Source organism: Pedococcus sp. P2_A3, assembly GCF_056405035.1.
On the sequence record NZ_JBFUCW010000008.1, the window covers coordinates 26,929 to 46,013 of the forward strand.

The window sequence follows — 19,085 nt, forward strand, 5'->3', positions numbered from 1 at the left end:
CTCCCCGGACGAGCAGCACTCATGCACTCGCGTCCCTGCAACGACTTCACTTGGCAGTGTCCACCTTGGGCGCGGGCCTGACCAGCGCAGATCCGAGCGCGCCGCGGCGGGGGCGACCCCGATCCCCGGAGGCGGGTGTCGGTCCCGGGAGGCGGGTGTCGGTCCCCCGGCGCACGATGGACCCATGACCGCACGCCCGAGCCATACCTGCACGATCGTCCCGCCCTACCTGCTCGCCGCGCTCACCGGTCACCGTGACGAGGCCGTCGCGGAGTGCGCGCGCCGGTCGCTCGACCGCGACCACACCCTGCGCGAGCACCGCTCCGCCGGGGTGCCCCGCGCGTCGTCCACCACCGATCACCCGGTGCAGCACCAGGGCGGGATCGCTGCGCCCCACGTCGACGACGGCACCGCACCGCAGCGCACCATCGCCGACGCCAAGGGCACCGAGACCACGCCGGGCACGACGGTCCGCACCGAGGGCCAGGCCGCAACGGGTGACCCGGCGGCCGACGAGGCCTACGACGGGTTCGGCCAGACCTGGACCCTCTTCGACCGCACCTACGGCCGCGACTCCCTCGACGGCCGCGGCCTGCCGCTGCTCGGCAAGGTGCACTACGGCCGGGGCTACGACAACGCGTTCTGGGACGGCACCCAGATGGTGTTCGGCGACGGCGACGGCACGGTCTTCAACCGGTTCACGATCGCGGTCGACGTCATCGGGCACGAGCTCACCCACGGGCTCACCGAGCACACCGCCGCCCTCGTCTACCGCGGTCAGTCAGGGGCGCTCAACGAGAGCATCTCCGATGTGTTCGGGTCGCTGGTCAAGCAGCAGGCGCTCGGCCAGGACGCCGCGTCCGCCGACTGGCTGATCGGGGCCGGGCTGTTCACCGCGCAGGTCAAGGGTGTGGCACTGCGCTCGATGAAGGCCCCCGGCACGGCGTACGACGACCCCCAGCTCGGCAAGGACCCCCAGCCCGCCACCATGGCCGACTACGTCGAGACCACCGACGACAACGGCGGCGTTCACCTCAACTCAGGCATCCCCAACCATGCCTTCTACCTCGCGGCGACGGCGATCGGCGGAAAGGCGTGGGAAGGAGCAGGCCGGGTCTGGTTCGACGTGCTCACCGGTGGGGCGCTGACCGCGACCGCCGACTTCGCGACCTTCGCGCGCCTGACGGTCGAGGCCGCCGGGCGCCGGTATGCCGCCGGGTCGGCTCAGGCCTCGGCCGTGCGCTCGGCGTGGGAGCAGGTCGGAGTGCTCACCGCCTCCGACAGCGCACCGTCCGCTCCCCCCGCGCCGGTGCCGTCCGGAACGCCGGTGCCGGCCGGCACTCATGTCCAGGTGCGGCGCACGGGCGGGCTGGCTGGTCAGCGCCGGGCCCGCACGGTGGCCCTCGACGAGCTGCCCGACGAGGACGCCCAGGGCTGGCGTGCCCTGCTGACCGACCACCGCCTCCAAGAGCTGGCGGCCGGCGCACCCACCCGGGCGATCCCCGACGCCTTCACCTACCACGTGGCGTGCCCCCCGGAAGGTGAGGAGGTCACGTTGCCCGAGCACGGCATACCGGAGCCGGTGCGCGACCTGTTCCAACGCACCCTCGGCGCCTGACCGCCACCGGCCCCGGAGCCCCCGACTGCAGCCGCGCGAAACGCGAGAATCGGGCTCTCAGGGGGTGGGAGACGTATCCCCACCCGTGAAAGGGCAGGTTTTTGGCGCAAATCAGCGTTCCCGGGCCTCCTGACGCGAGATCTGACCCCGCCGACAGGTAGACTGTGAGGTGAATTCGCGACCAGCTGGTCTCCAGTCTGGTCGCGTGCCATGAGCGGGTTCAGCGATGCCAGGGGGCAGCCCTTGTTCGCTGTGCCACCGGAGAAGGAGCACCGTGTCCGAGGCTGACCACACGCCAGACCAGAACGCCCCCACCGCCGGCACCCCGGCAGACGCCGCAGCCGACGTCCCCCAGCAGACCCCCACCGAGCACCTCACGGCCGCCGAGGCCGAGGCCGCTCGTGAGGCGGTCGAGGCCGAGATCGTCGGCGCGGCCCCCGGGTCCGAGTACGACGCCAGCCAGATCACCGTGCTCGAGGGTCTCGAGGCGGTGCGCAAGCGTCCCGGCATGTACATCGGGTCGACCGGGGAGCGCGGGCTGCACCACCTGGTCTGGGAGATCGTCGACAACTCGGTGGACGAGGCGCTCGCCGGCTTCGCCGACACCATCGACGTGACCCTGCTCGCCGACGGTGGTGTGCGGGTGGCCGACAACGGCCGTGGCATCCCCACCGACATCCACGCCGGAGAGGGCAAGTCCGCGGTCGAGGTCGTCTACACCCAGCTGCACGCGGGCGGGAAGTTCGGCGGCGGCGGCTACAAGGTGTCCGGTGGCCTGCACGGCGTCGGCTCCTCGGTGGTCAACGCGCTCTCGACCCGCCTCGACGTGGACGTCCACCAGAAGGGGCACGTCTTCCGCATCTCGTTCAACCGGGGTGAGGCGGTGGCGCCGCTCGAGAAGATGGAGGCGTCCGACCGCACCGGCACCACGGTGACCTTCTGGGCCGACGGCGGCATCTTCGAGACCACCACCTACGACTTCGAGACGATCCGAGCGCGGTTCCAGCAGATGGCCTTCCTCAACAAGGGCCTGACCATCAACCTCGTCGACGAGCGTGAGCCCGAGAGCGCCGCCGACGACGCCGAGACGGTCGACGCCACCGAGCGCAAGCCGCGCAAGGTGTCGTACAAGTACGACAACGGCCTCGTCGACTACGTCACCCACCTGGTCTCCTCGAAGAAGTCCGAGCCGGTGCACGCCGAGATCATCTCGATCGAGTCGGAGGACACCGAGCGCCAGCTCAGCCTCGAGCTCGCGATGCAGTGGACCACCGCGTACTCCGAGTCGGTGCACACCTACGCCAACACCATCAACACCCACGAGGGCGGCACCCACGAGGAGGGCTTCCGCGCGGCGATGACCAAGCTCATCAACGACTTCGCGCGCAAGCAGAACCTCCTCAAGGAGAAGGACGACAACCTCACCGGCGACGACATCCGCGAAGGCCTCACCGCCGTCGTGTCGGTCAAGCTCGGCGAGCCGCAGTTCGAGGGCCAGACCAAGACCAAGCTCGGCAACTCCGAGGTCAAGGGGTTCGTCCAGCGCGCCATGACCGACGAGTTCGGCCACTGGCTCGAAGCCCACCCGAGCGAGGGCCGCGACATCGTCCGCAAGTCGGTGCAGGCTGCGGCCGCCCGGATGGCCGCCCGCAAGGCGCGCGAGGCCACCCGGCGCAAGGGCCTGCTCGAGTCGGGCGGCCTGCCCGGCAAGCTGCGCGACTGCCAGAGCAAGGACCCGGCCATCTCCGAGGTCTTCATCGTCGAGGGTGACTCCGCCGGCGGCTCGGCCGTGCGCGGCCGCAATCCGCACAACCAGGCGATCCTGCCGATCCGCGGCAAGATCCTCAACGTCGAGAAGGCCCGCATCGACAAGGTGCTGGCCAACAACGAGGTCCAGGCGCTGATCTCGGCGTTCGGCACCGGCATCGGCGAGGACTTCGACAAGACCCGCGCCCGCTACCACAAGATCGTGCTGATGGCCGACGCGGACGTCGACGGCCTCCACATCCGCACCCTGCTGCTGACGCTGTTGTTCCGGTTCATGCGGCCGCTCATCGAGGAGGGCTACGTCTACCTCGCGCAGCCCCCGCTCTACCGGCTCAAGTGGAGCAACCACCCCCACGAGTTCGCCTACTCCGACCGCGAGCGCGACGCCATGATCGTGGCCGGCCAGGCCCAGGGCTGGCGGCTGCCGAAGGACGCCGGCATCCAGCGTTACAAGGGGCTGGGCGAGATGGACTACCAGGAGCTGTGGGAGACCACGATGGACCCCGACCACCGGGTGCTCCTGCAGGTCACGCTCGACGACGCGGCAGCTGCCGACGAGATCTTCGCGATCCTGATGGGCGAGGACGTCGAGTCGCGCCGCGGCTTCATCCAGCGCAACGCCCGCGACGTGCGCTTCCTGGACATCTGATGGGTATGCCGTGTGGTCGCCTGGCGGCGAGCTGGCGGGAATCCGTGGCCGGCGCGATCCATCCGCGGCTCGCGCGCTGCGCGCACTCGCCGCTCCCGCCAGACCCAGCCAGCGCCGGCCACGGACCCGCCAGCTCACCGCCACTCTGAACCTCGCCGCACGGCATACGCCCGCTTTGAATGGCACGGCTGTTGAATAGCATTGACGGACAAGGGAATTCATGACTGAGATACCGCCGATCGAGTACGACCGCACTGAGGCGGTCGACCTCAACACGGAGATGCAGCGCAGCTACATCGACTACGCGATGACGGTGATCGTGAGTCGGGCACTGCCGGATGTGCGGGACGGCCTCAAGCCGGTGCACCGTCGCGTGGTCTACGCCATGTACGACGGTGGCTACCGGCCGGACCGCGGCTACAACAAGTGCAGCCGTGTCGTCGGTGAGGTGATGGGTCAGTACCACCCGCACGGTGACTCGTCGATCTATGACGCCCTCGTCCGGTTGGTGCAGGACTGGTCGCTGCGCTACCCGCTGGTCGACGGGCAGGGGAACTTCGGCAGCCCGGGCGACGACCCGGCCGCTGCGCCGCGGTACACCGAGTGCCGGATGGCGCCGCTGGCCATGGAGATGGTCCGCGACATTCACGAGGAGACCGTCGACTTCAGGGACAACTACGACGGCAAGACGCAGGAGCCCGTCGTCCTGCCGAGCCGGTTCCCGAACCTGCTCGTCAACGGCTCCTCGGGCATCGCGGTCGGCATGGCGACCAACATCCCGCCGCACAACCTGCGTGAGGTGGCCGACGCCGCCCAGTGGATGCTCGCCAACCCGGAGGCCACCCGCGACGAGGCGCTCGACGCGGTGCTCGCCCGCATCAGCGGGCCTGACTTCCCGACCGGGGCGCTGATCCTCGGCCGTAAGGGCATCGAGGACGCGTACCGCACCGGTCGCGGCTCGGTCATCATGCGCGCCGTCGTCGAGGTCGAGGAGATCCAGGGCCGGCAGTGCCTCGTGGTCACCGAGCTGCCCTACCAGGTCAACCCCGACACGCTCGCGCAGAAGATCGCCGAGCTCACCAAGGAGGGTCGCCTCAACGGCATCGCCGACATCCGCGACGAGACCTCCGGTCGCACCGGCCAGCGCCTCGTCATCGTGCTCAAGCGCGACGCGGTGGCCAAGGTCGTGCTCAACAACCTCTACAAGCACACCCAGCTGCAGAACAACTTCGGCGCCAACATGCTCGCCCTGGTCGACGGGGTGCCCCGCACGCTGCCGATCGACGCGTTCATCCGCCACTGGGTCGAGCACCAGATCGAGGTCATCCAGCGACGGACAGCGTTCCGCCTGCGCAAGGCCGAGAACGAGATCCACATCCTGCGCGGCCTGCTCAAGGCGCTCGACGCGCTCGACGAGGTCATCGCCCTCATCCGCCGGTCGCAGACCGTCGAGGCCGCCCGCGACGGGCTGATCGAGCTGCTCGAGATCGACGAGGTCCAGGCCCGCGCGATCCTCGAGATGCAGCTGCGTCGCCTGGCCGCCCTCGAGCGCCAGAAGATCATCGACGAGCACAACCGCCTCGAGGCGATGATCCTCGACTTCCAGGACATCCTCGCCAAGCCCGAGCGGCAGCGGACCATCGTGTCCGACGAGCTGGCCGAGCTGGTGGACAAGTACGGCGACGACCGCCGCACCCGGATCGAGTTCTTCGACGGCGACATGTCGATGGAGGACCTCATCCCGGAGGAGGACGTGGTCGTCACCATAACCCGTGGTGGCTACGCCAAGCGCACCCGGGTCGACGCGTACCGCTCGCAGGGACGCGGCGGCAAGGGCGTGCGGGGCGCCTCGCTGCGGGGCGACGACATGGTCGACCACTTCTTCACCACGACGTCGCACCACTGGCTGCTCTTCTTCACCAACCTCGGCCGGGTCTACCGCGCCAAGGCCTACGAGCTGCCCGACTCCGGTCGTGACGCCAAGGGCCAGCACGTCGCGAACCTGCTGGCGTTCCAGCCTGACGAGAAGATCGCCCAGGTCCTCGACGTGCGCGACTACGCCCAGCAGCCCTACCTCGTGCTCGCGACCAAGAACGGCCTGGTCAAGAAGACGCGGCTGGCCGACTACGACTCCCCCCGGTCCGGCGGCCTCATCGCCGTCAACCTCAAGGAGGGCGACGAGCTCGTCGCAGCCGACCTGGCGTCGGCCACCGACGACCTGCTGCTCGTGTCGCGGCACGCCCAGTCGGTGCGGTTCCACGCCACCGACGAGCAGCTCCGCCCGATGGGCCGGGCCACCAGCGGGGTGACCGGCATGCGGTTCCGCGGCGACGACTCGCTGCTGTCGCTGAGCGTCATCCACGAGGGCGAGGACCCCGACGTGTTCGTGGTCTTCGAGAACGGCATGGCCAAGCGCTCGCCGGCCTCCGACTGGAACGCCAAGGGCCGTGGTGGCCTCGGCGTCGCCGTCGCCAAGATCACCGAGCGCAACGGTGACCTGGTCGGCGCCCTCACCGTGAGCGAGGACGACGAGGTCCTCGTCATCATGGGCAAGGGCAACATCGTGCGTATGCCGGTGAGCCCGGTCACGCGGCGCGGCCGCAACACCCAGGGCATGAAGTTCGCCAACCCGGGTAGTGGCGACTCCGTCGTGGCCCTCGCGCGAAACCCCGAGCGGGCCGTCGACGAGGCGGACGAGGACGCGGTAATCCCGTCCGGCGCGGCGCCGGAAAGCGACTCCACACGGGTTGATGCCGTACCGTCGTCAGGGAACGAGCACGGTGTCGAGGCGGCCGCAGAGCCGTCCGAGGCACCCGAGAGCGACGCCACCGGAGGTAGCGAGTGAGCACGGCAGGCCAGACCAGCAGGTCGGCCCTCCCCCAGGGAGGAGCCGCACCTGTGAGCCCGACCCAGTCCCTGTCCCAGGGTGGCGCACGCCCGGCCGGCGCGCGTCCCGCTGGAGCAGCGTCGGCCGCCCAGGCCGCGCGCGCCAGGCGGGTCAAGCTCACCGTCTCGCGCGTCGACCCGTGGTCGGCGATGAAGATGTCCTTCCTCATCTCGGTCGCCCTCGGCATCGCCGGTGTCGTCATGGTCGCCGTGCTGTGGATGATCCTGTCCGGGATGGGCGTCTTCAGTGAGGTCAACCGCCTGGTCGGCACGATCATCAGCGACTCGTCCAACCCGTTCGACATCATGGACTTCCTCGGCTTCGGCCGGGTGCTGTCCCTGTCGATCGTCATCGGGGTCATCGACGTCATCCTGTTGACGGCGCTCTCGACCCTCGGCGCCTTCCTCTACAACATCTGCTCGGCCCTCGTCGGCGGCCTGCAGTTGACGCTCACCGACGACTGAGCCTCCGGCGCCACCCGCAAAACGGTGGTTGCTCGACAACACGGACGCTATGGCCTCCGTTTCGTCGAGCAACCACCGTTTTGCTGTCCGGCGGGGACGTCCGAGGGGCTCCCGGAACCGTTTTGGCCGACGGTATGCCGGTGATGTAACCTCGTGCCTCGCGCCACCTCCCGTGGCGCAGCGGAGATTGGGCTCACGGGCCTATAGCTCAGACGGTTAGAGCGCTTCCCTGATAAGGAAGAGGCCACAGGTTCAAGTCCTGTTAGGCCCACCAATCCCGATCCCCGCGGTTGCTCTGCGAGGGAAGGCGACGGCCCATGAAGAAGCTCCTGCTCCTCATCGTGACGGCCGTCGGTGCCGTGGCAGTCCAGCGGAAGCTCAAGGCCCAGAAGGCCGAGAAGGACCTCTGGGCCGAGGCCACCGACTCCCCGAAGTAGGCAGCACCCGGCGGCCTCGGTCGCCTGTCACATGAACATGTGACACCAGGGGCCATGGCGCAATTGGTAGCGCACCTGCTTTGCAAGCAGGGGGTTAGGGGTTCGAGTCCCCTTGGCTCCACCAGTTCTCGGGTGACCAGCAAGGCCCCCGCCAGCCCACGGCGCGGGGCCTTCCGTGTTTCCCGGCTCCTCTGCTACGCATCGTGGGGGATGTGCAAACCCACGACCGGGGCGCACGCTGGCTGAGGTCCACTTCGCACGGGACGCGCGGTGGCTGTCGGAAGCGAGGTGGGTCGTATGTTCCGTGCCCGGACGGTCCTCGGATCGATCCTGTCCACCGCCGCCGTGGTGTTGCTCGCCGCACCCGCGGCCGTCGGCGCCCACGCCGACAGAGTGATCGTCCTGCCTGGCGCGTCGAGCGCGGAGGGCATCGCTCGCGGCGCGGGCACGACCTTCTATGCCACCGACCTCTTCGCTGGCGACGTGTTCCGCGGCGACCTGCGCACTGGCCAGGTGCAGCGCTTCATCGACAACCCTCCGGGCCGGGTCGCGGTGGGCCTCAAGGCGGACCTGGCGCACGGCTTGTTGTTCGTGGCCGGCGGCCCCACCGGTCAGGCCTACGTCTACGACCTCGACACCGGAGCCACGGTCGCCACCTACCAGCTCACGACCGGTCCCGCCTTCATCAACGACGTCGCGGTCACCCGCACCGGGGCCTGGTTCACCAACTCCAATGCGGCCGAGCTCTACTTCGTGCCGGCGAGCTGGAAAGCGACGAGTCCCCCGCGCACCCTCCCCCTGAGCGGGCCTGCCAGCGACCTCAGCGGACAGTTCAACAGCAACGGCATCGCCGCGACTCCGGACGGCACGACACTCCTCGTCGCGCACAGCGGTCAGGGCGCCGTCAACCTCGTCGACCCGACCACCGGAGCGAGCCACCCGCTGGCCGGAGTGGCCGTCCCGAATGTCGACGGCATCCTCCTCGAGGGCCGCACCTTGTGGGCGGTGCAGAACTTCAGCAACCAGATCTCCACGTTCCGGCTGAGCGGTGACGTATCCTCCGGCTCGCTGACCAAGGTCATCACCAGTGGTGCCTTCGAGGTGCCGACGACGGTGGCCCGGTTCGGGGACCGGCTGGCCGTGGTCAACGCCAAGTTCGACACCGGCCTGCCGCCGACCGCCAGCCAGTACGAGGTCGTCGTCGTCGACCGCTGACGCGCCGTCCGCGTCCCACTTCTGGCCAGGGATGCCGCGTGGCGGGCCGGGTTCCGCTGCCACCTGCCCCACGGGTGGCCAGAAGTGCGTGCCTGTTGCCCCCCTCCCCGCAACCTGAGCACCCTGGAGGGCGCCCAGGTTGCGGGGAAGGGAGGGGGACGGGAAGGGAGGGAGGGGGACGGGAGGGGAGGGACGGGTGAGGGGGCCGGGCGAGGGGACGGGAGGCGGGTCAGGGGGCGAGCAGGACCAGCGGGACCCGGCAGTTGAGGCCGACCGTGTTGAGGCGCTCGACCAGGGGCTTGCCGTCGATCGTGGGCAGGTCGAGCGGCGCCGGCTTCCCCGCCGCCAGTGACCGGGCATAGGCATCGCGAGCAGTGACGAGCCGCTGCCAGTCCTCGACCCACCGGGCGGCCGGCTGGTCGGCCTCGAGCTGCCTCTCCCCCAGGGCGCGCATCCGCGTGATCAGCTCGGTCACGGCGTCGTTCTGGGCGTTGATCGCCCCGACCCGCCGCGGGATCGGCGCCGTGGCGGGGACTGCGGACGCCGCGGCGGTCTCGCGCAGCTGGGCGCACGCCGCCGAGGCGACCCTGGCGATCGCGCCCTGCTCGACGACGTCGGGGTCGTCGGCGTTGGCGAAGGTCCACAGCTTCGAGAGCGCGACGAAGACCACGACGGCGGCCACCACCACGGCGATGCGCGCGCCCCACACCCTCCAGTGCTCCCCGGTCATCGCTGCCATCCTCGCCGCAACCCCTGCGGGCGCAACTCAGCCGACGACGAGGCCCCGCGCGGCATACCCGTGAGGTAGCCGGGCGAGGCCCGGTCAGGCCGGTGGTGGGTTATCCGTCGACCTCGACGGTGGGCGCTCCCGGCGCGTTCGCCTGCACGGAGGCGATGCCGTTCTCGGCGGCCGACTTCGACTCGTACGCCTCACCCACGGCGATCACCTGGCCGTTGCTGGCCTTGAGCCGGAAACGGTACTTGCCGGCCTTGTCCTGGTAGAGCTCGAACTTCCCCGCCATCAGTGCACCTCCATGAGTGGACCACGACTGCGAACGGTTCGAAGCCTAGGCCTGCCGGTATGCCGCGTACAGGGCCAGCCGCGCGCCTTGCCTCAGCCCGCCTGGCCTCAGCCCGCCTCGGCCATCGCCTTCAGCTTGGTCATCGCGTCCATCGTCTGCTTGGGCAGGTCGCGCCGGATCAGCGGCGTGAAGAGCTTGCCGATTCCCTTGGTGGCAATGTCGATGCTGTGGGTGAGCGTGGTGCCGACGCCGTCGGAGGCCGCGACGAAGTCGACGGTCACGTCCATCATCCGGTCGGTGAACTTCATGGCGAAGTGGCGGTCGGGCTCGCGCGCGATGATCTGGCCGTCCATCGTGCCGGAGCGACGACCGTCGTCGTAGTGGTACTTCAGCTGGGTGCCGACATCGTTGGCTCCCTCCGACAGCTTGTCGATGCCGGTGCACCGGGACAGCCACAGTGGCGTCTTCGAGAAGTCGTCGACGATGGCGAAGACGGCGGACGGGGGTGCGCTCACCGAGAGCGTGTGGGCGAAGCGTGGCATGGCGGTCTCCGGAGGTGGGGGTGCGCACACGCTACTGCGTGCCGGCTCGCCGCAGGTCTGCCTGGCTCAGATGTCCGGGTATGCCGGTGGCTCGGCCTCCGCGCGCAGGCTCGGCGGGGTCGGCAGGGGACGCCGCGGCTCGCGCACGCCGGCCAGTCCCTCGCCGGGGCCGTCAGGCAGGAACGCACCGACGAGCCGTCGTCCGCGCACGCGTCGGTGGCGGTACACGGCATACAGGTCGGCGTGGACGTGGTCGCGCGCGGTGACGCGGCGCAGCGCTGGTCCGCCCACCATCACCGCCTCGCCGGGACTGGCTGCCTTGACGAAGACGGGGCGCCCGTGGGGGCGCCCGGCGTGGTCGTGAGCGATGAGCTCGTACCGGGCCATGGCTCCAGCGTGCGCCGCCCCGCACTCACTCACAAGACCCTTCGCAGGCGCGGGTCAGCGGATCTCGATCAGTGGCGCGCCCGCGACCGTGTGGCCGATGACCGGAGCGCCCGGCACCTCTCCCACGACGAGCAGCCCACCGCTGGTCTGCGCGTCGGCGAGCATGAGCAGCACCTCCTCGTCGACTGACCCCCCCGTGACGTCGAGGTGGGGCCGGACCCAGTCGAGGTTGCGCAGCGTGCCCCCGCTGACGTACCCGTCACGCAGCGACTCCCAGGCGCCGGCCAGCACCGGCACCGCGGCCGAGTCGAGGACCGCCCCCACCCCGGAGGCGCGCAGCAGCTTGAACAGGTGACCCAGCAGCCCGAACCCGGTCACGTCGGTCGCCGCCCGCGCCCCCGCCGACACCGCCGCGGCGCTCGCCGCGTCGTTGAGCGCCACCATCGACGCGACCGCGTGCTCGAACACCTCGCCGGTGGCCTTGTGCCTGTTGTTGAGCACCCCGACCCCAACGGGCTTGGTCAGCGAAATCGGCAGCCCGGCGACCGCGGCGTCGTTGCGCAGCAGGCGATCCGGGGCGACGACGCCGGTCACGGCCATGCCGTACTTCGGTTCCGGGTCGTCGATCGAGTGACCACCGGCGACCGGGCACCCGGCCTGCCGCGCCACGTCGAGGCCTCCGCGCAGCACCTCGCGCAGCAGTTCCAGAGGGAGCACCGACCGCGGCCACCCCACGAGGTTGATGGCGAGCACCGGCCGACCACCCATCGCGTAGACGTCGGACAGCGCGTTCGCGGCGACTATGCGCCCGAAGTCGTAGGCGTCGTCGACGACCGGCGTGAAGAAGTCGGCGGTGCTGATGACCGCCACCCCGTCGGCCACCCGCACCACGGCGCCGTCGTCCCCATCGTCGAGGCCGACCACGAGGTCGTCGGACACCTGACCCCCCAGCCCGCGCACCACCTCCTCCAGCTCCCCCGGCGGGATCTTGCACGCGCAGCCGCCCCCGGCGGCATACTGCGTCAGCCTGACCGGTGCGCTGAGTGAGGTCACGGTGCCTACGCTAGCCTCGCTCGCGGAGGCGTACAGGCGCCTGGTGGCCCTCCCGGTCTTCAAAACCGGTGCAGCCGAGCACCTCGGCTGGGCGGGTTCGATTCCCGTCCGCCTCCGCCACGGACAGGAGGCCGTATGCCGCAGCCGCACCCCACGGACGCGCGTCGCCTCGTGCCGCGCACCGATGCAGTGCTCGCGAAACCCGCTGTGGCACAGGCGATCTCGCGACTCGGTCGGGAGGCGGTGCGAACTGCCGTGCAGCAGGCCCAGGAGGAGGTGCGCGCCGGCCGCATCGGGCCCGACGACGTGGTCGACGCGACGTTGGCCGCGCTGCCCCAGCGCTCGACCACCCTGACCCCGGTGCTCAACGCCACGGGGGTCGTCATCCACACGAACCTCGGCCGGGCCCCGCTCTCGACCGCGGCCGTCGAGGCGATGGGAGCGGCGGCAGGCACCGTCGACGTCGAGCTCGACCTCGCCACCGGGCAGCGCTCAGCGCGGGGCAGGGGCACGACGGCCGCCCTGCTCGAGCTGCTGCCGGAGGCGGAGGCCGCGCTGGTGGTCAACAACGGCGCCGCCGCCCTGGTGCTCGCGACCACTGCGCTCGCCGCGGGTCGGGAAGTCGTCGTGAGCCGCGGCGAGATGGTCGAGATCGGCGACGGGTTCCGGCTGCCCGACCTCATCGCCAGCGCGGGCGCCCGGCTGCGCGAGGTCGGCACGACGAACCGCACCACCGTCGCCGACTACGCAGCTGCCGTCGGTCCCGATACAGGGTGCATCCTCAAGGTGCACCCCAGCAACTTCCGGGTGGAGGGTTTCACCTCGGCCGTCCCGGTGGCGGCGCTCGCAACCCTCGGCCAGCCCGTGGTGCACGACATCGGCAGCGGCCTGCTGCGACCCCACCCTCTCCTGCCCGACGAACCCGACGCCGCCGGCTCGCTCGCCGCCGGCGCGTCCGTGGTCACGTGCAGTGGCGACAAGCTGCTCGGGGGTCCACAAGCCGGGCTGGTGCTCGGTCGCTCCGACGTCGTCGCGCGTCTGCGCCGCCACCCGCTGGCGCGGGCGGTGCGGGCCGACAAGACCACCCTGGCCGCCCTCGAGGCGACTCTGAGGGGCCCGCGGCCCCCCGTCTGGGACGCCCTCGAGGCCGACCCCGTGACGCTGCGCGCCCGCTGCGAGGCGGTCGCCGCCAGCCTGCCCGACGGCCTCGCGACGGTCGTGCCCGCGGACGGCGTCGCGGGTGGCGGTGGCGCGCCGGGCCGCACGCTGCCCGGGTGGGCCGTCGCCCTCCCCGAGTCGTATGCCGTGTCGCTGCGCCTCCTCGACCGCCCCGTGCTCGGCCGCGTCGAGCGGGGCCGCTGCCTGGTCGACCTGCGCTGCATCGCGCCGGACGCGGACTCGTTGGTGGCACAGGCGATTCGCGACGCCGGGCAGTAGGGCGAGGGCATGGCTGTCGTCGCGACCGCGGGGCACGTCGACCACGGCAAGTCGACCCTGGTGCGCCTCCTCACGGGCCAGGAGCCGGACCGTTGGGCCGAGGAACGGCGCCGTGGCCTGACGATCGACCTCGGCTACGCGTGGACCGACATCGACGGTCGCCGGGTGAGTCTCGTCGACGTGCCGGGGCACGAGCACTTCACCGGCAACATGCTCGCCGGGCTCGGACCGGTCACGGCGGTGATGTTCGTCGTCGCGGCTGACGACGGCTGGTCGGCGCAGTCGCAGGAGCACGCCCGGGCCATCGCGGCCCTCGGCATCGAGCACGTGCTCCTCGTCATCACCCGCTGCGACCTCGCGGACGGCGAGCCCGCTCGCCTCCAGTCGATCGAGCGGCTGGGCTCGCTGGACCTGCGGGTTGCCGAGGGCGCCCTGGTGTCAGGGGCGACGGGTGACGGGATCCCCGGGCTGCGCGCCGCCCTCGGGCGGCTCGCCCTGGCCGCGACATCGACCGGCAGCGAGGACGAACCGGTGCGGCTCTGGGTGGACCGGTCGTTCAGCATCCGCGGCGCCGGCACCGTCGCCACCGGCACCCTGCAGGCGGGCCGGATCGGGGTCGGTGACCAGCTGCTGCTGGACGGGGTCCCGGTCGGGGTGCGGGGGCTGCAGACCTGCGGGGCAGACGTGGACGCGGTCGTCGGTCCCGCCCGGGTGGCGGTGAACCTGCGCGGYGTCGAGGTGCGGCAGGTGGGTCGCGGCACGGCGCTGTTGTCCACCAGCTGGCCGCTGCGCCCGGTCGCCGTGGCTGACGTGTCATTGAGATGGCTCGGCAGCGTGTCAGCCGCCGGGCAACCAGCTCCACCGCTGCGCCTCCCCCGTCAGCTGATGCTGCACGTCGGCACCGCCGCGGTGGCCGTGCGCACCCAGGTCATCGGTGACGGACTGGTGCGACTCCGCCTCGCCACCCCGCTCCCGCTCCGGGTCGGCGACCGGGCCGTGCTGCGGGACCCCGGTCGTCACGAGGTGCTGGCCGGAGTCGACCTCATGGCGGTGGACCCACCGGCTCGCCGCTCGAGGGCGTGGGCGGGCGGGGTGCCCCCGGGCGCCGGCCCAGCGGCATACCCGTCGCGGGCGGCGGCGCTGGTCGCCTGGCTCGACGACCACCCGCTGCAGGCGCCCACCCGCGAACAGCTGGACGACTGGGGCCTGACCCCTCGAGACCTGGCCGAGGCGGCCGACCGCGGCGAGGTCCTGCGACTGGGCGGCGTGGTGGTCGCGGCAGATGCCGTCGCCCGCGCGGAGGCGGTCGTGCGCGCGCTGGCCCAACCTTTCGCCGTCGGTGACGCGTCCCGCGCGCTTGGCACGTCACGGCGGGTGGCGGTGCCCCTGCTCGAGCGGCTCGACGCCACGCTGGTGACCCGGCGGCTGCCAGACGGGAGCCGCGAGCTGCGCGAGGTCAGACCGTGAGGGTGCCGCCCTCGAAGGTGCAGGTCAGCTGGCCACTGGGGGTGCGCTCCGTGTCGGTGACGGGGTAGCCGTACTGACCGTCGCTGCCACCGGTCTGCTTCCACGCTGTGAGCAGCGGGCCGTACACCCGCCTGACCGGGCCGGTCCCGAGTCGCCACAGCTCCCCAGACCGGAAGGCCTGGTGCGAGCCGCGCGCCTCGGTGACCAGCGCCGTGCGGGGGTAGCCGAGCACGCCGGCCGCCCCGCCGGCGTCGTACCACGCGGCGATCATGGTCGGCCCGACCATCAACGGCTCGGTGCTGTTGCTGTCGGCGACGGCGCCGTGCTCGAAGGCCTGCACCCATCCCCGGCCGGTCGGGGTCGTGCGCGGGCCGATGGGGTAGCCGAGCACGCCGCCCTCGCGGCCGTTGGCGACCCAGACCTGGTAGGCGGCGCCGGTGACGACCTGGGTCGTCGTGCTCCCGCTGTCGACCATCGCCCCGCCCTCGAACAGCTGGATCCAGCCGGCGTTGACGAGACCGGTCTGATAGGGCGCGGTCGGGTAGCCGAGCGGGCCGCGCACGCCACCGTTCGCGCCCATGACCCCGTTGACGCTCGCCGTCACGGGGACCGCCCCGGTCGCGCTGGTGTGGTAGATCGTGCCGCCCTGGTAGGTGACGTAGGTGCCCCGGCCGTCGCCGACGGCGCGGACCGGTCCGGCCGACGCCTTGAGGTAGGACCCCTGGGCGCCCATGGCGGCATAGCGGCTCTCGATCGGGCCCCACGCAGGGAGGCTGGGCGCGCTGTGCTCGGCGGTGCGGTTGTCGACCAGCGAGGTCGTGGTGCAGTTGCTCCACCGGTAGGGAGCCACGCAGCTCACCACTCGGCAGTGCACGCCGCCACTGCACTTCACCTGGGTGTTGCACTGGCCGTAGCGGAAGGCGTTGCAGCAGATCCGACGCTGGTCGCAGGTCGCTGTCGACCCGGTGCCGCACGAGCAGCTCCAGCACCGGGAGTCACACATGCCGTCGCTGCAGCCGGTCGTGCAGCGGGAACAGCTGGCGTTGCAGTCCACGATGTAGCGGTAACCGCCACCGCACCACGACGAGTCGGCCGCCTTCCACCACCCCGCCGCGAAGCTGCCCGGCGGACAGGTGTTGACGCCCTTGGTGATCGTGGCGCAGAAGACCGTCCAGCCGCTGGCCGCCGTGTTGCCGGGCCCGCAGATGGTGGCGTAGGCAGCGACCGGGGTGAGCGCGTACTCCTTCGGCTTGGTCGCGAGCGCCGTGGCGGCCACCGTGGCACCGACCAGCACGTCACGCCGCGACACGCTGCGCATCCTGCGCGACAAGGCACTCACGAACCCGGCCATCCCCCCGGGCCCGGCGTTGAGGTCGTCGAGGGTGCTCACGGCCGTCCTCCCTGACGGGCCAGGGTGGCCCGGTCGGTGATCCTGATGGTCGAGACCAGCGCTGCGGCGCGTGGCACCGAGGCCATCCGCCGGGCGTGGCTGCCCACGACGGTGAAGAGGCAGAACGCCCGACCCCCTGAGCTGAAGAAGTGCTGCGAGGCGCTCAGCCCGGGCAGGGGTCGCTGCAGCCGGTTGGGTCCGAACTGCGAAGGAGCCAGCTTCGGCAACCCCTGCCGCTCGAACAGGCCCTGGTCGGCCACCTCCGTGCCGTAGTCGACGAGCGCCACGAAGACGTCGTCGGGACCGAGCAGATCGACGACGTTGCTGCCGAAGTCGCCACGGTCGGCGGGCATCGCCCGCGTGCAGGCGTGCAGCACCGGGCGGGAGACGTCCTGGTCCTGGACCGCGCGGCGCGCGCCCGGAGCGGCGGGCACCGCGCCGGGCCTGCGGGTCACGGCCACCTGCCAGCCCGAGGGTGCGTCGGCCCGCAGCCCGTAGTGGTCAACCACTGCCCTCAACTCCCAAGCGTCAGCTTCCGAACGCGGCGGCGGCCAGCACGATCGCCGCTCCGCCCAAGGCCACCTTAGCGACGACTCGTGCCGGATTTGCCCATCTTTCGAGGCGTGTGAAGACCCGGTGCAGATCGTCCCGGTCGCTGACCCCGGCCATGAGCACCGACGGCAGCGCGCGCACCAGACCGAAGGTCGCCCCGATCGCCAGCCCCGCGCCGAGGCGACCGGAGAGCGCGGCCAGCAGCACCGCGGCATACGTCGTGGTGCTCGTGATGATGGTGACCAGCCCGAACCCGAGCTGCGCACCGAAGCCGACGCCGTAGACCCACCCGCGGTAGCGGGTCAGCCACTGCTCGTCGACCTGCCGGCGCCACGAGGGCACCGACCGCTGGTCGCGCAGCTCGAGGACGAGGCCGGTCACCAGCAGCGCGGCCACCACCGCGAGCGTCCAGGGCGAGGCGCGGACGTCGCCGGGCACGGCCGAGCCGAGCAGCGCCGCGATGCCTCCGACAGCGAGACCCCCGGCCAGCGATCCGAGGAGGTATGCCGCGGTGGTCAGCCACCAGCGGGAGTGGCGGGCCCGCTCGCCGAGCGGGCTGATGCTCGAGAGCATCGACTCGCCTCAAGGGGACCAGGTCGCCCGGACCGCGGCGACGGCCGCCATGGGGAGACCCAGCGCCAGGGCCAGTGCGGTCACCGACATGTCAGTGGTCGTGCTGGTGGGCGTGCCCGTGGTGGGCGTGGTCGTTGTTGGTGTGGTCGTGGTCGTGCTGCGCGTGGTCGTGGTCGTGCTGCGCGTGGAGGTCGGGCGCCGGGTCGGCGTCCGGTGCGCGGTAGAGGCTCGGGTCGCCCGGGGCGACGCCCGACGCGAGGAGCTCGGCGTCGATGCGCGACAGGTCATCGCGGCCACCGGCTCCCAGGGCGTCGGCCCCGAGCAGGCCGGGGCCGGTGCGACCGGCGGCCGCACGGGCGTCCTCGGTGTCGGCCACGCCCTGGGCCATCAGGTCGCGCACCTGCGCCCACGTCGTGGCCGAGCCCTCACCGGTGACCACGCCACCTTCGACGTACACGAAGTAGGGCGAGCCCGGGATGTCGTAGTCGACCCACGCGGCGGACGACTGCACGACGTCGCGGTCCCCCGCCAGGCCGCGCAGGGCCGAGGGGGACTCCTCGGCCGGACCCTTGGCGATGAGGTGCAGGACGCCGTCGCCGGGCACGTCGACCGGGCCGCGGAACTCGTCCCAGAAGGTCTGGCAGACCGAGCACCCGCTGGTCAGGAACGCGAGCAGGGTGCGGGTGCCCGGGGTGGTGACCGTGACGCGGCGCTCGACCCGGTCGAGGTCGGCGCCGACGATGTCGTGGGCGGTCGCCGAGTCCTTGCGGGAGGCCTGCACCACGCCCGTCTCGAGCTCGACCGGCACAGGTCCCGGCTTGCCGCCCGTGGTCGCCAGGCTCACCCCGGTGCCGGCCTCCTTCTCGAGCTCGAGGCCGGCACCGAGCTCGTGCAGGGCCTTGAGGATGAGGGCGTGGCTGCGCAGGAGCCCGAGGACCAGGACGCCCAGGAGCACGATGGCGACCCCTTCGGCGATCATGACGGCAAGCATCAGCGGCTCAGTCCTTCACGGTGGTTCGGGTGGTGCGGGTCGTGGTGGTACGGGTGGTGGTGGTGCGGATCGCGGCGGGCGACGTGGTCGGCAGCACGGCCATCACCTGCCAGGCCAGGAACCCGATGACGGCGGCCAGCCCGGCCGTCGTGATGGTGGCGCCATCGACGTCACCCCAGGCGGCGGTGGGTGGGTCGACGGCCACGGCCAGGGCGGTGCCGGCGGCCAGGGCGGTGAGGGCGAGGTGCGTGCGGGTGGCCGGGGTGTCGGGCTTGCCGAAGCAGCCGCACGACCCCAGCACCCCGCCGCGCGTCAGCACCCGCGCCACGAAGGCGGTGAACGCGAGGTATGCCGCGGCAACCAGCCCCGCGGCATACCGACCGGGTGCGAGCAGCGCCCAGGCACCCACGGCGACCTCGGCGACCGCGAAGCCGCGCACCAGGTGGCGATCGACGGGCAGCCCGGCCGCCCGCATCGCGCGGACGAGCTGCAGCGGGTCGACGACCTTGGGGACCCCGGCCACGACGAGCAGCCCCGCCGCGGCGAGGAACGGTCCGGCTGCCAGGTCCCACATGTGGTGCCACCGTAGTCGAGCCGACCGGCCAACAGCCTGCCCCGACCGTGCGAAACGGCG

General features: G+C 71.6%; 18 protein-coding genes and 3 tRNA genes. 11 read left to right on the plus strand and 10 right to left on the minus strand.

From position 1 onward, the window contains the following. Nucleotides 1–184: 184 nt before the first annotated feature. The 8 genes from AC1DX8_RS08250 to AC1DX8_RS08285 all read left to right on the plus strand — a co-directional run bounded on the left by AC1DX8_RS08250 (nucleotide 185) and on the right by AC1DX8_RS08285 (nucleotide 9,037). Entirely contained in the window at nucleotides 185–1,618 is a 1,434-nt protein-coding gene (locus AC1DX8_RS08250; RefSeq protein WP_477629433.1) for a protealysin inhibitor emfourin, read from the plus strand. A gap of 274 nt (nucleotides 1,619–1,892) precedes the next feature. Next, nucleotides 1,893–4,034: a DNA topoisomerase (ATP-hydrolyzing) subunit B gene (gene gyrB, locus AC1DX8_RS08255; RefSeq protein ID WP_477629434.1), complete on the plus strand. Its 2,142-nt coding sequence runs from the start codon at nucleotides 1,893–1,895 to the stop codon at nucleotides 4,032–4,034. A 220-nt stretch (nucleotides 4,035–4,254) separates the two neighbouring features. After that, nucleotides 4,255–6,879, plus strand: coding sequence for a DNA gyrase subunit A (gyrA, locus tag AC1DX8_RS08260; RefSeq protein ID WP_477629435.1), 2,625 nt, complete (start codon nucleotides 4,255–4,257; stop codon nucleotides 6,877–6,879). Nucleotides 6,880–6,932: 53 nt separating this feature from the next. Next, complete coding sequence (locus AC1DX8_RS08265; protein ID WP_477629436.1) at nucleotides 6,933–7,385, plus strand: DUF3566 domain-containing protein; 453 nt, start codon at nucleotides 6,933–6,935, stop codon at nucleotides 7,383–7,385. 197 nt (nucleotides 7,386–7,582) lie between these two features. Then, nucleotides 7,583–7,659: transfer RNA gene (locus AC1DX8_RS08270), tRNA-Ile, on the plus strand. A gap of 43 nt (nucleotides 7,660–7,702) precedes the next feature. Continuing rightward, on the plus strand, nucleotides 7,703–7,822 hold the full coding sequence (locus tag AC1DX8_RS08275; RefSeq protein ID WP_477629437.1) for a DLW-39 family protein: 120 nt from the start codon (nucleotides 7,703–7,705) through the stop codon (nucleotides 7,820–7,822). Between the two features lie 48 nt (nucleotides 7,823–7,870). Continuing rightward, nucleotides 7,871–7,946: transfer RNA gene (locus AC1DX8_RS08280), tRNA-Ala, on the plus strand. 173 nt (nucleotides 7,947–8,119) lie between these two features. After that, entirely contained in the window at nucleotides 8,120–9,037 is a 918-nt protein-coding gene (locus AC1DX8_RS08285) for an SMP-30/gluconolactonase/LRE family protein (protein WP_477629438.1), read from the plus strand. A gap of 229 nt (nucleotides 9,038–9,266) precedes the next feature. Here the strand turns inward: AC1DX8_RS08285 and AC1DX8_RS08290 are convergent, their stop codons facing one another. From AC1DX8_RS08290 to selD, 5 genes are all read right to left on the minus strand, one after another. After that, the gene (locus AC1DX8_RS08290) at nucleotides 9,267–9,767 is read right to left on the minus strand and encodes a hypothetical protein (RefSeq protein WP_477629439.1); all 501 of its coding nucleotides are present in this window, start codon (nucleotides 9,765–9,767) and stop codon (nucleotides 9,267–9,269) included. 109 nt (nucleotides 9,768–9,876) lie between these two features. Continuing rightward, complete coding sequence (locus AC1DX8_RS08295) at nucleotides 9,877–10,059, minus strand: YegP family protein (protein ID WP_477629440.1); 183 nt, start codon at nucleotides 10,057–10,059, stop codon at nucleotides 9,877–9,879. A gap of 107 nt (nucleotides 10,060–10,166) precedes the next feature. Then, the gene (locus AC1DX8_RS08300; protein ID WP_477629441.1) at nucleotides 10,167–10,601 is read right to left on the minus strand and encodes an SRPBCC family protein; all 435 of its coding nucleotides are present in this window, start codon (nucleotides 10,599–10,601) and stop codon (nucleotides 10,167–10,169) included. A 66-nt stretch (nucleotides 10,602–10,667) separates the two neighbouring features. Next, nucleotides 10,668–10,988 carry a hypothetical protein gene (locus tag AC1DX8_RS08305; protein ID WP_477629442.1) on the minus strand — a complete coding sequence of 107 codons (321 nt, stop codon included), beginning with the start codon at nucleotides 10,986–10,988 and terminating at the stop codon, nucleotides 10,668–10,670. A 54-nt stretch (nucleotides 10,989–11,042) separates the two neighbouring features. Beyond that, nucleotides 11,043–12,041 carry a selenide, water dikinase SelD gene (selD, locus tag AC1DX8_RS08310; RefSeq protein ID WP_477629443.1) on the minus strand — a complete coding sequence of 333 codons (999 nt, stop codon included), beginning with the start codon at nucleotides 12,039–12,041 and terminating at the stop codon, nucleotides 11,043–11,045. Nucleotides 12,042–12,065: 24 nt separating this feature from the next. On the opposite strand from selD, the gene AC1DX8_RS08315 reads away from it, so the two are divergent. From AC1DX8_RS08315 to AC1DX8_RS08325, 3 genes are all read left to right on the plus strand, one after another. After that, a tRNA-Sec gene (locus AC1DX8_RS08315) sits at nucleotides 12,066–12,161 on the plus strand. 15 nt (nucleotides 12,162–12,176) lie between these two features. Then, entirely contained in the window at nucleotides 12,177–13,478 is a 1,302-nt protein-coding gene (gene selA / locus AC1DX8_RS08320) for an L-seryl-tRNA(Sec) selenium transferase (protein ID WP_477629444.1), read from the plus strand. 9 nt (nucleotides 13,479–13,487) lie between these two features. After that, nucleotides 13,488–14,945, plus strand: a complete 1,458-nt coding sequence (locus tag AC1DX8_RS08325) for a selenocysteine-specific translation elongation factor (protein WP_477629445.1) — start codon at nucleotides 13,488–13,490, stop codon at nucleotides 14,943–14,945. On the opposite strand, the gene AC1DX8_RS08330 is transcribed toward AC1DX8_RS08325, so the two are convergent. The 5 genes from AC1DX8_RS08330 to AC1DX8_RS08350 all read right to left on the minus strand — a co-directional run bounded on the left by AC1DX8_RS08330 (nucleotide 14,935) and on the right by AC1DX8_RS08350 (nucleotide 19,025). Next, on the minus strand, nucleotides 14,935–16,335 hold the full coding sequence (locus AC1DX8_RS08330; RefSeq protein WP_477629446.1) for an LGFP repeat-containing protein: 1,401 nt from the start codon (nucleotides 16,333–16,335) through the stop codon (nucleotides 14,935–14,937). The two genes, AC1DX8_RS08325 and AC1DX8_RS08330, sit on opposite strands and share 11 nt — an antisense overlap. Further along, on the minus strand, nucleotides 16,332–16,844 hold the full coding sequence (locus AC1DX8_RS08335) for a hypothetical protein (RefSeq protein ID WP_477629447.1): 513 nt from the start codon (nucleotides 16,842–16,844) through the stop codon (nucleotides 16,332–16,334). The genes AC1DX8_RS08330 and AC1DX8_RS08335 overlap by 4 nt, the downstream gene beginning before the upstream one ends. Before the next feature lie 19 nt (nucleotides 16,845–16,863). Beyond that, a complete protein-coding gene (locus tag AC1DX8_RS08340; RefSeq protein ID WP_477629448.1) occupies nucleotides 16,864–17,460 on the minus strand; it encodes a hypothetical protein in 597 nt (198 codons plus the stop codon). A 91-nt stretch (nucleotides 17,461–17,551) separates the two neighbouring features. Beyond that, entirely contained in the window at nucleotides 17,552–18,439 is an 888-nt protein-coding gene (locus AC1DX8_RS08345) for a hypothetical protein (RefSeq protein WP_477629449.1), read from the minus strand. Nucleotides 18,440–18,458: 19 nt separating this feature from the next. Further along, nucleotides 18,459–19,025, minus strand: a complete 567-nt coding sequence (locus AC1DX8_RS08350) for a MauE/DoxX family redox-associated membrane protein (protein WP_477629450.1) — start codon at nucleotides 19,023–19,025, stop codon at nucleotides 18,459–18,461. Nucleotides 19,026–19,085: the final 60 nt, after the last annotated feature.

What these genes read in the sequence shown, in the direction of transcription:
- AC1DX8_RS08250 (WP_477629433.1), top strand. Translation starts at nt 185, where the DNA reads ATGACCGCACGCCCGAGCCATACCTGCACGATCGTCCCGCCCTACCTG.
- gyrA (WP_477629435.1), top strand. Translation starts at nt 4,255, where the DNA reads ATGACTGAGATACCGCCGATCGAGTACGACCGCACTGAGGCGGTCGAC.
- AC1DX8_RS08275 (WP_477629437.1), top strand. Translation starts at nt 7,703, where the DNA reads ATGAAGAAGCTCCTGCTCCTCATCGTGACGGCCGTCGGTGCCGTGGCA.
- AC1DX8_RS08285 (WP_477629438.1), top strand. Translation starts at nt 8,120, where the DNA reads ATGTTCCGTGCCCGGACGGTCCTCGGATCGATCCTGTCCACCGCCGCC.
- AC1DX8_RS08290 (WP_477629439.1), bottom strand. Translation starts at nt 9,767, where the DNA reads ATGACCGGGGAGCACTGGAGGGTGTGGGGCGCGCGCATCGCCGTGGTG.
- AC1DX8_RS08295 (WP_477629440.1), bottom strand. Translation starts at nt 10,059, where the DNA reads ATGGCGGGGAAGTTCGAGCTCTACCAGGACAAGGCCGGCAAGTACCGT.
- AC1DX8_RS08300 (WP_477629441.1), bottom strand. Translation starts at nt 10,601, where the DNA reads ATGCCACGCTTCGCCCACACGCTCTCGGTGAGCGCACCCCCGTCCGCC.
- AC1DX8_RS08305 (WP_477629442.1), bottom strand. Translation starts at nt 10,988, where the DNA reads ATGGCCCGGTACGAGCTCATCGCTCACGACCACGCCGGGCGCCCCCAC.
- selA (WP_477629444.1), top strand. Translation starts at nt 12,177, where the DNA reads ATGCCGCAGCCGCACCCCACGGACGCGCGTCGCCTCGTGCCGCGCACC.
- AC1DX8_RS08340 (WP_477629448.1), bottom strand. Translation starts at nt 17,460, where the DNA reads ATGCTCTCGAGCATCAGCCCGCTCGGCGAGCGGGCCCGCCACTCCCGC.
- AC1DX8_RS08345 (WP_477629449.1), bottom strand. Translation starts at nt 18,439, where the DNA reads ATGATCGCCGAAGGGGTCGCCATCGTGCTCCTGGGCGTCCTGGTCCTC.
- AC1DX8_RS08350 (WP_477629450.1), bottom strand. Translation starts at nt 19,025, where the DNA reads ATGTGGGACCTGGCAGCCGGACCGTTCCTCGCCGCGGCGGGGCTGCTC.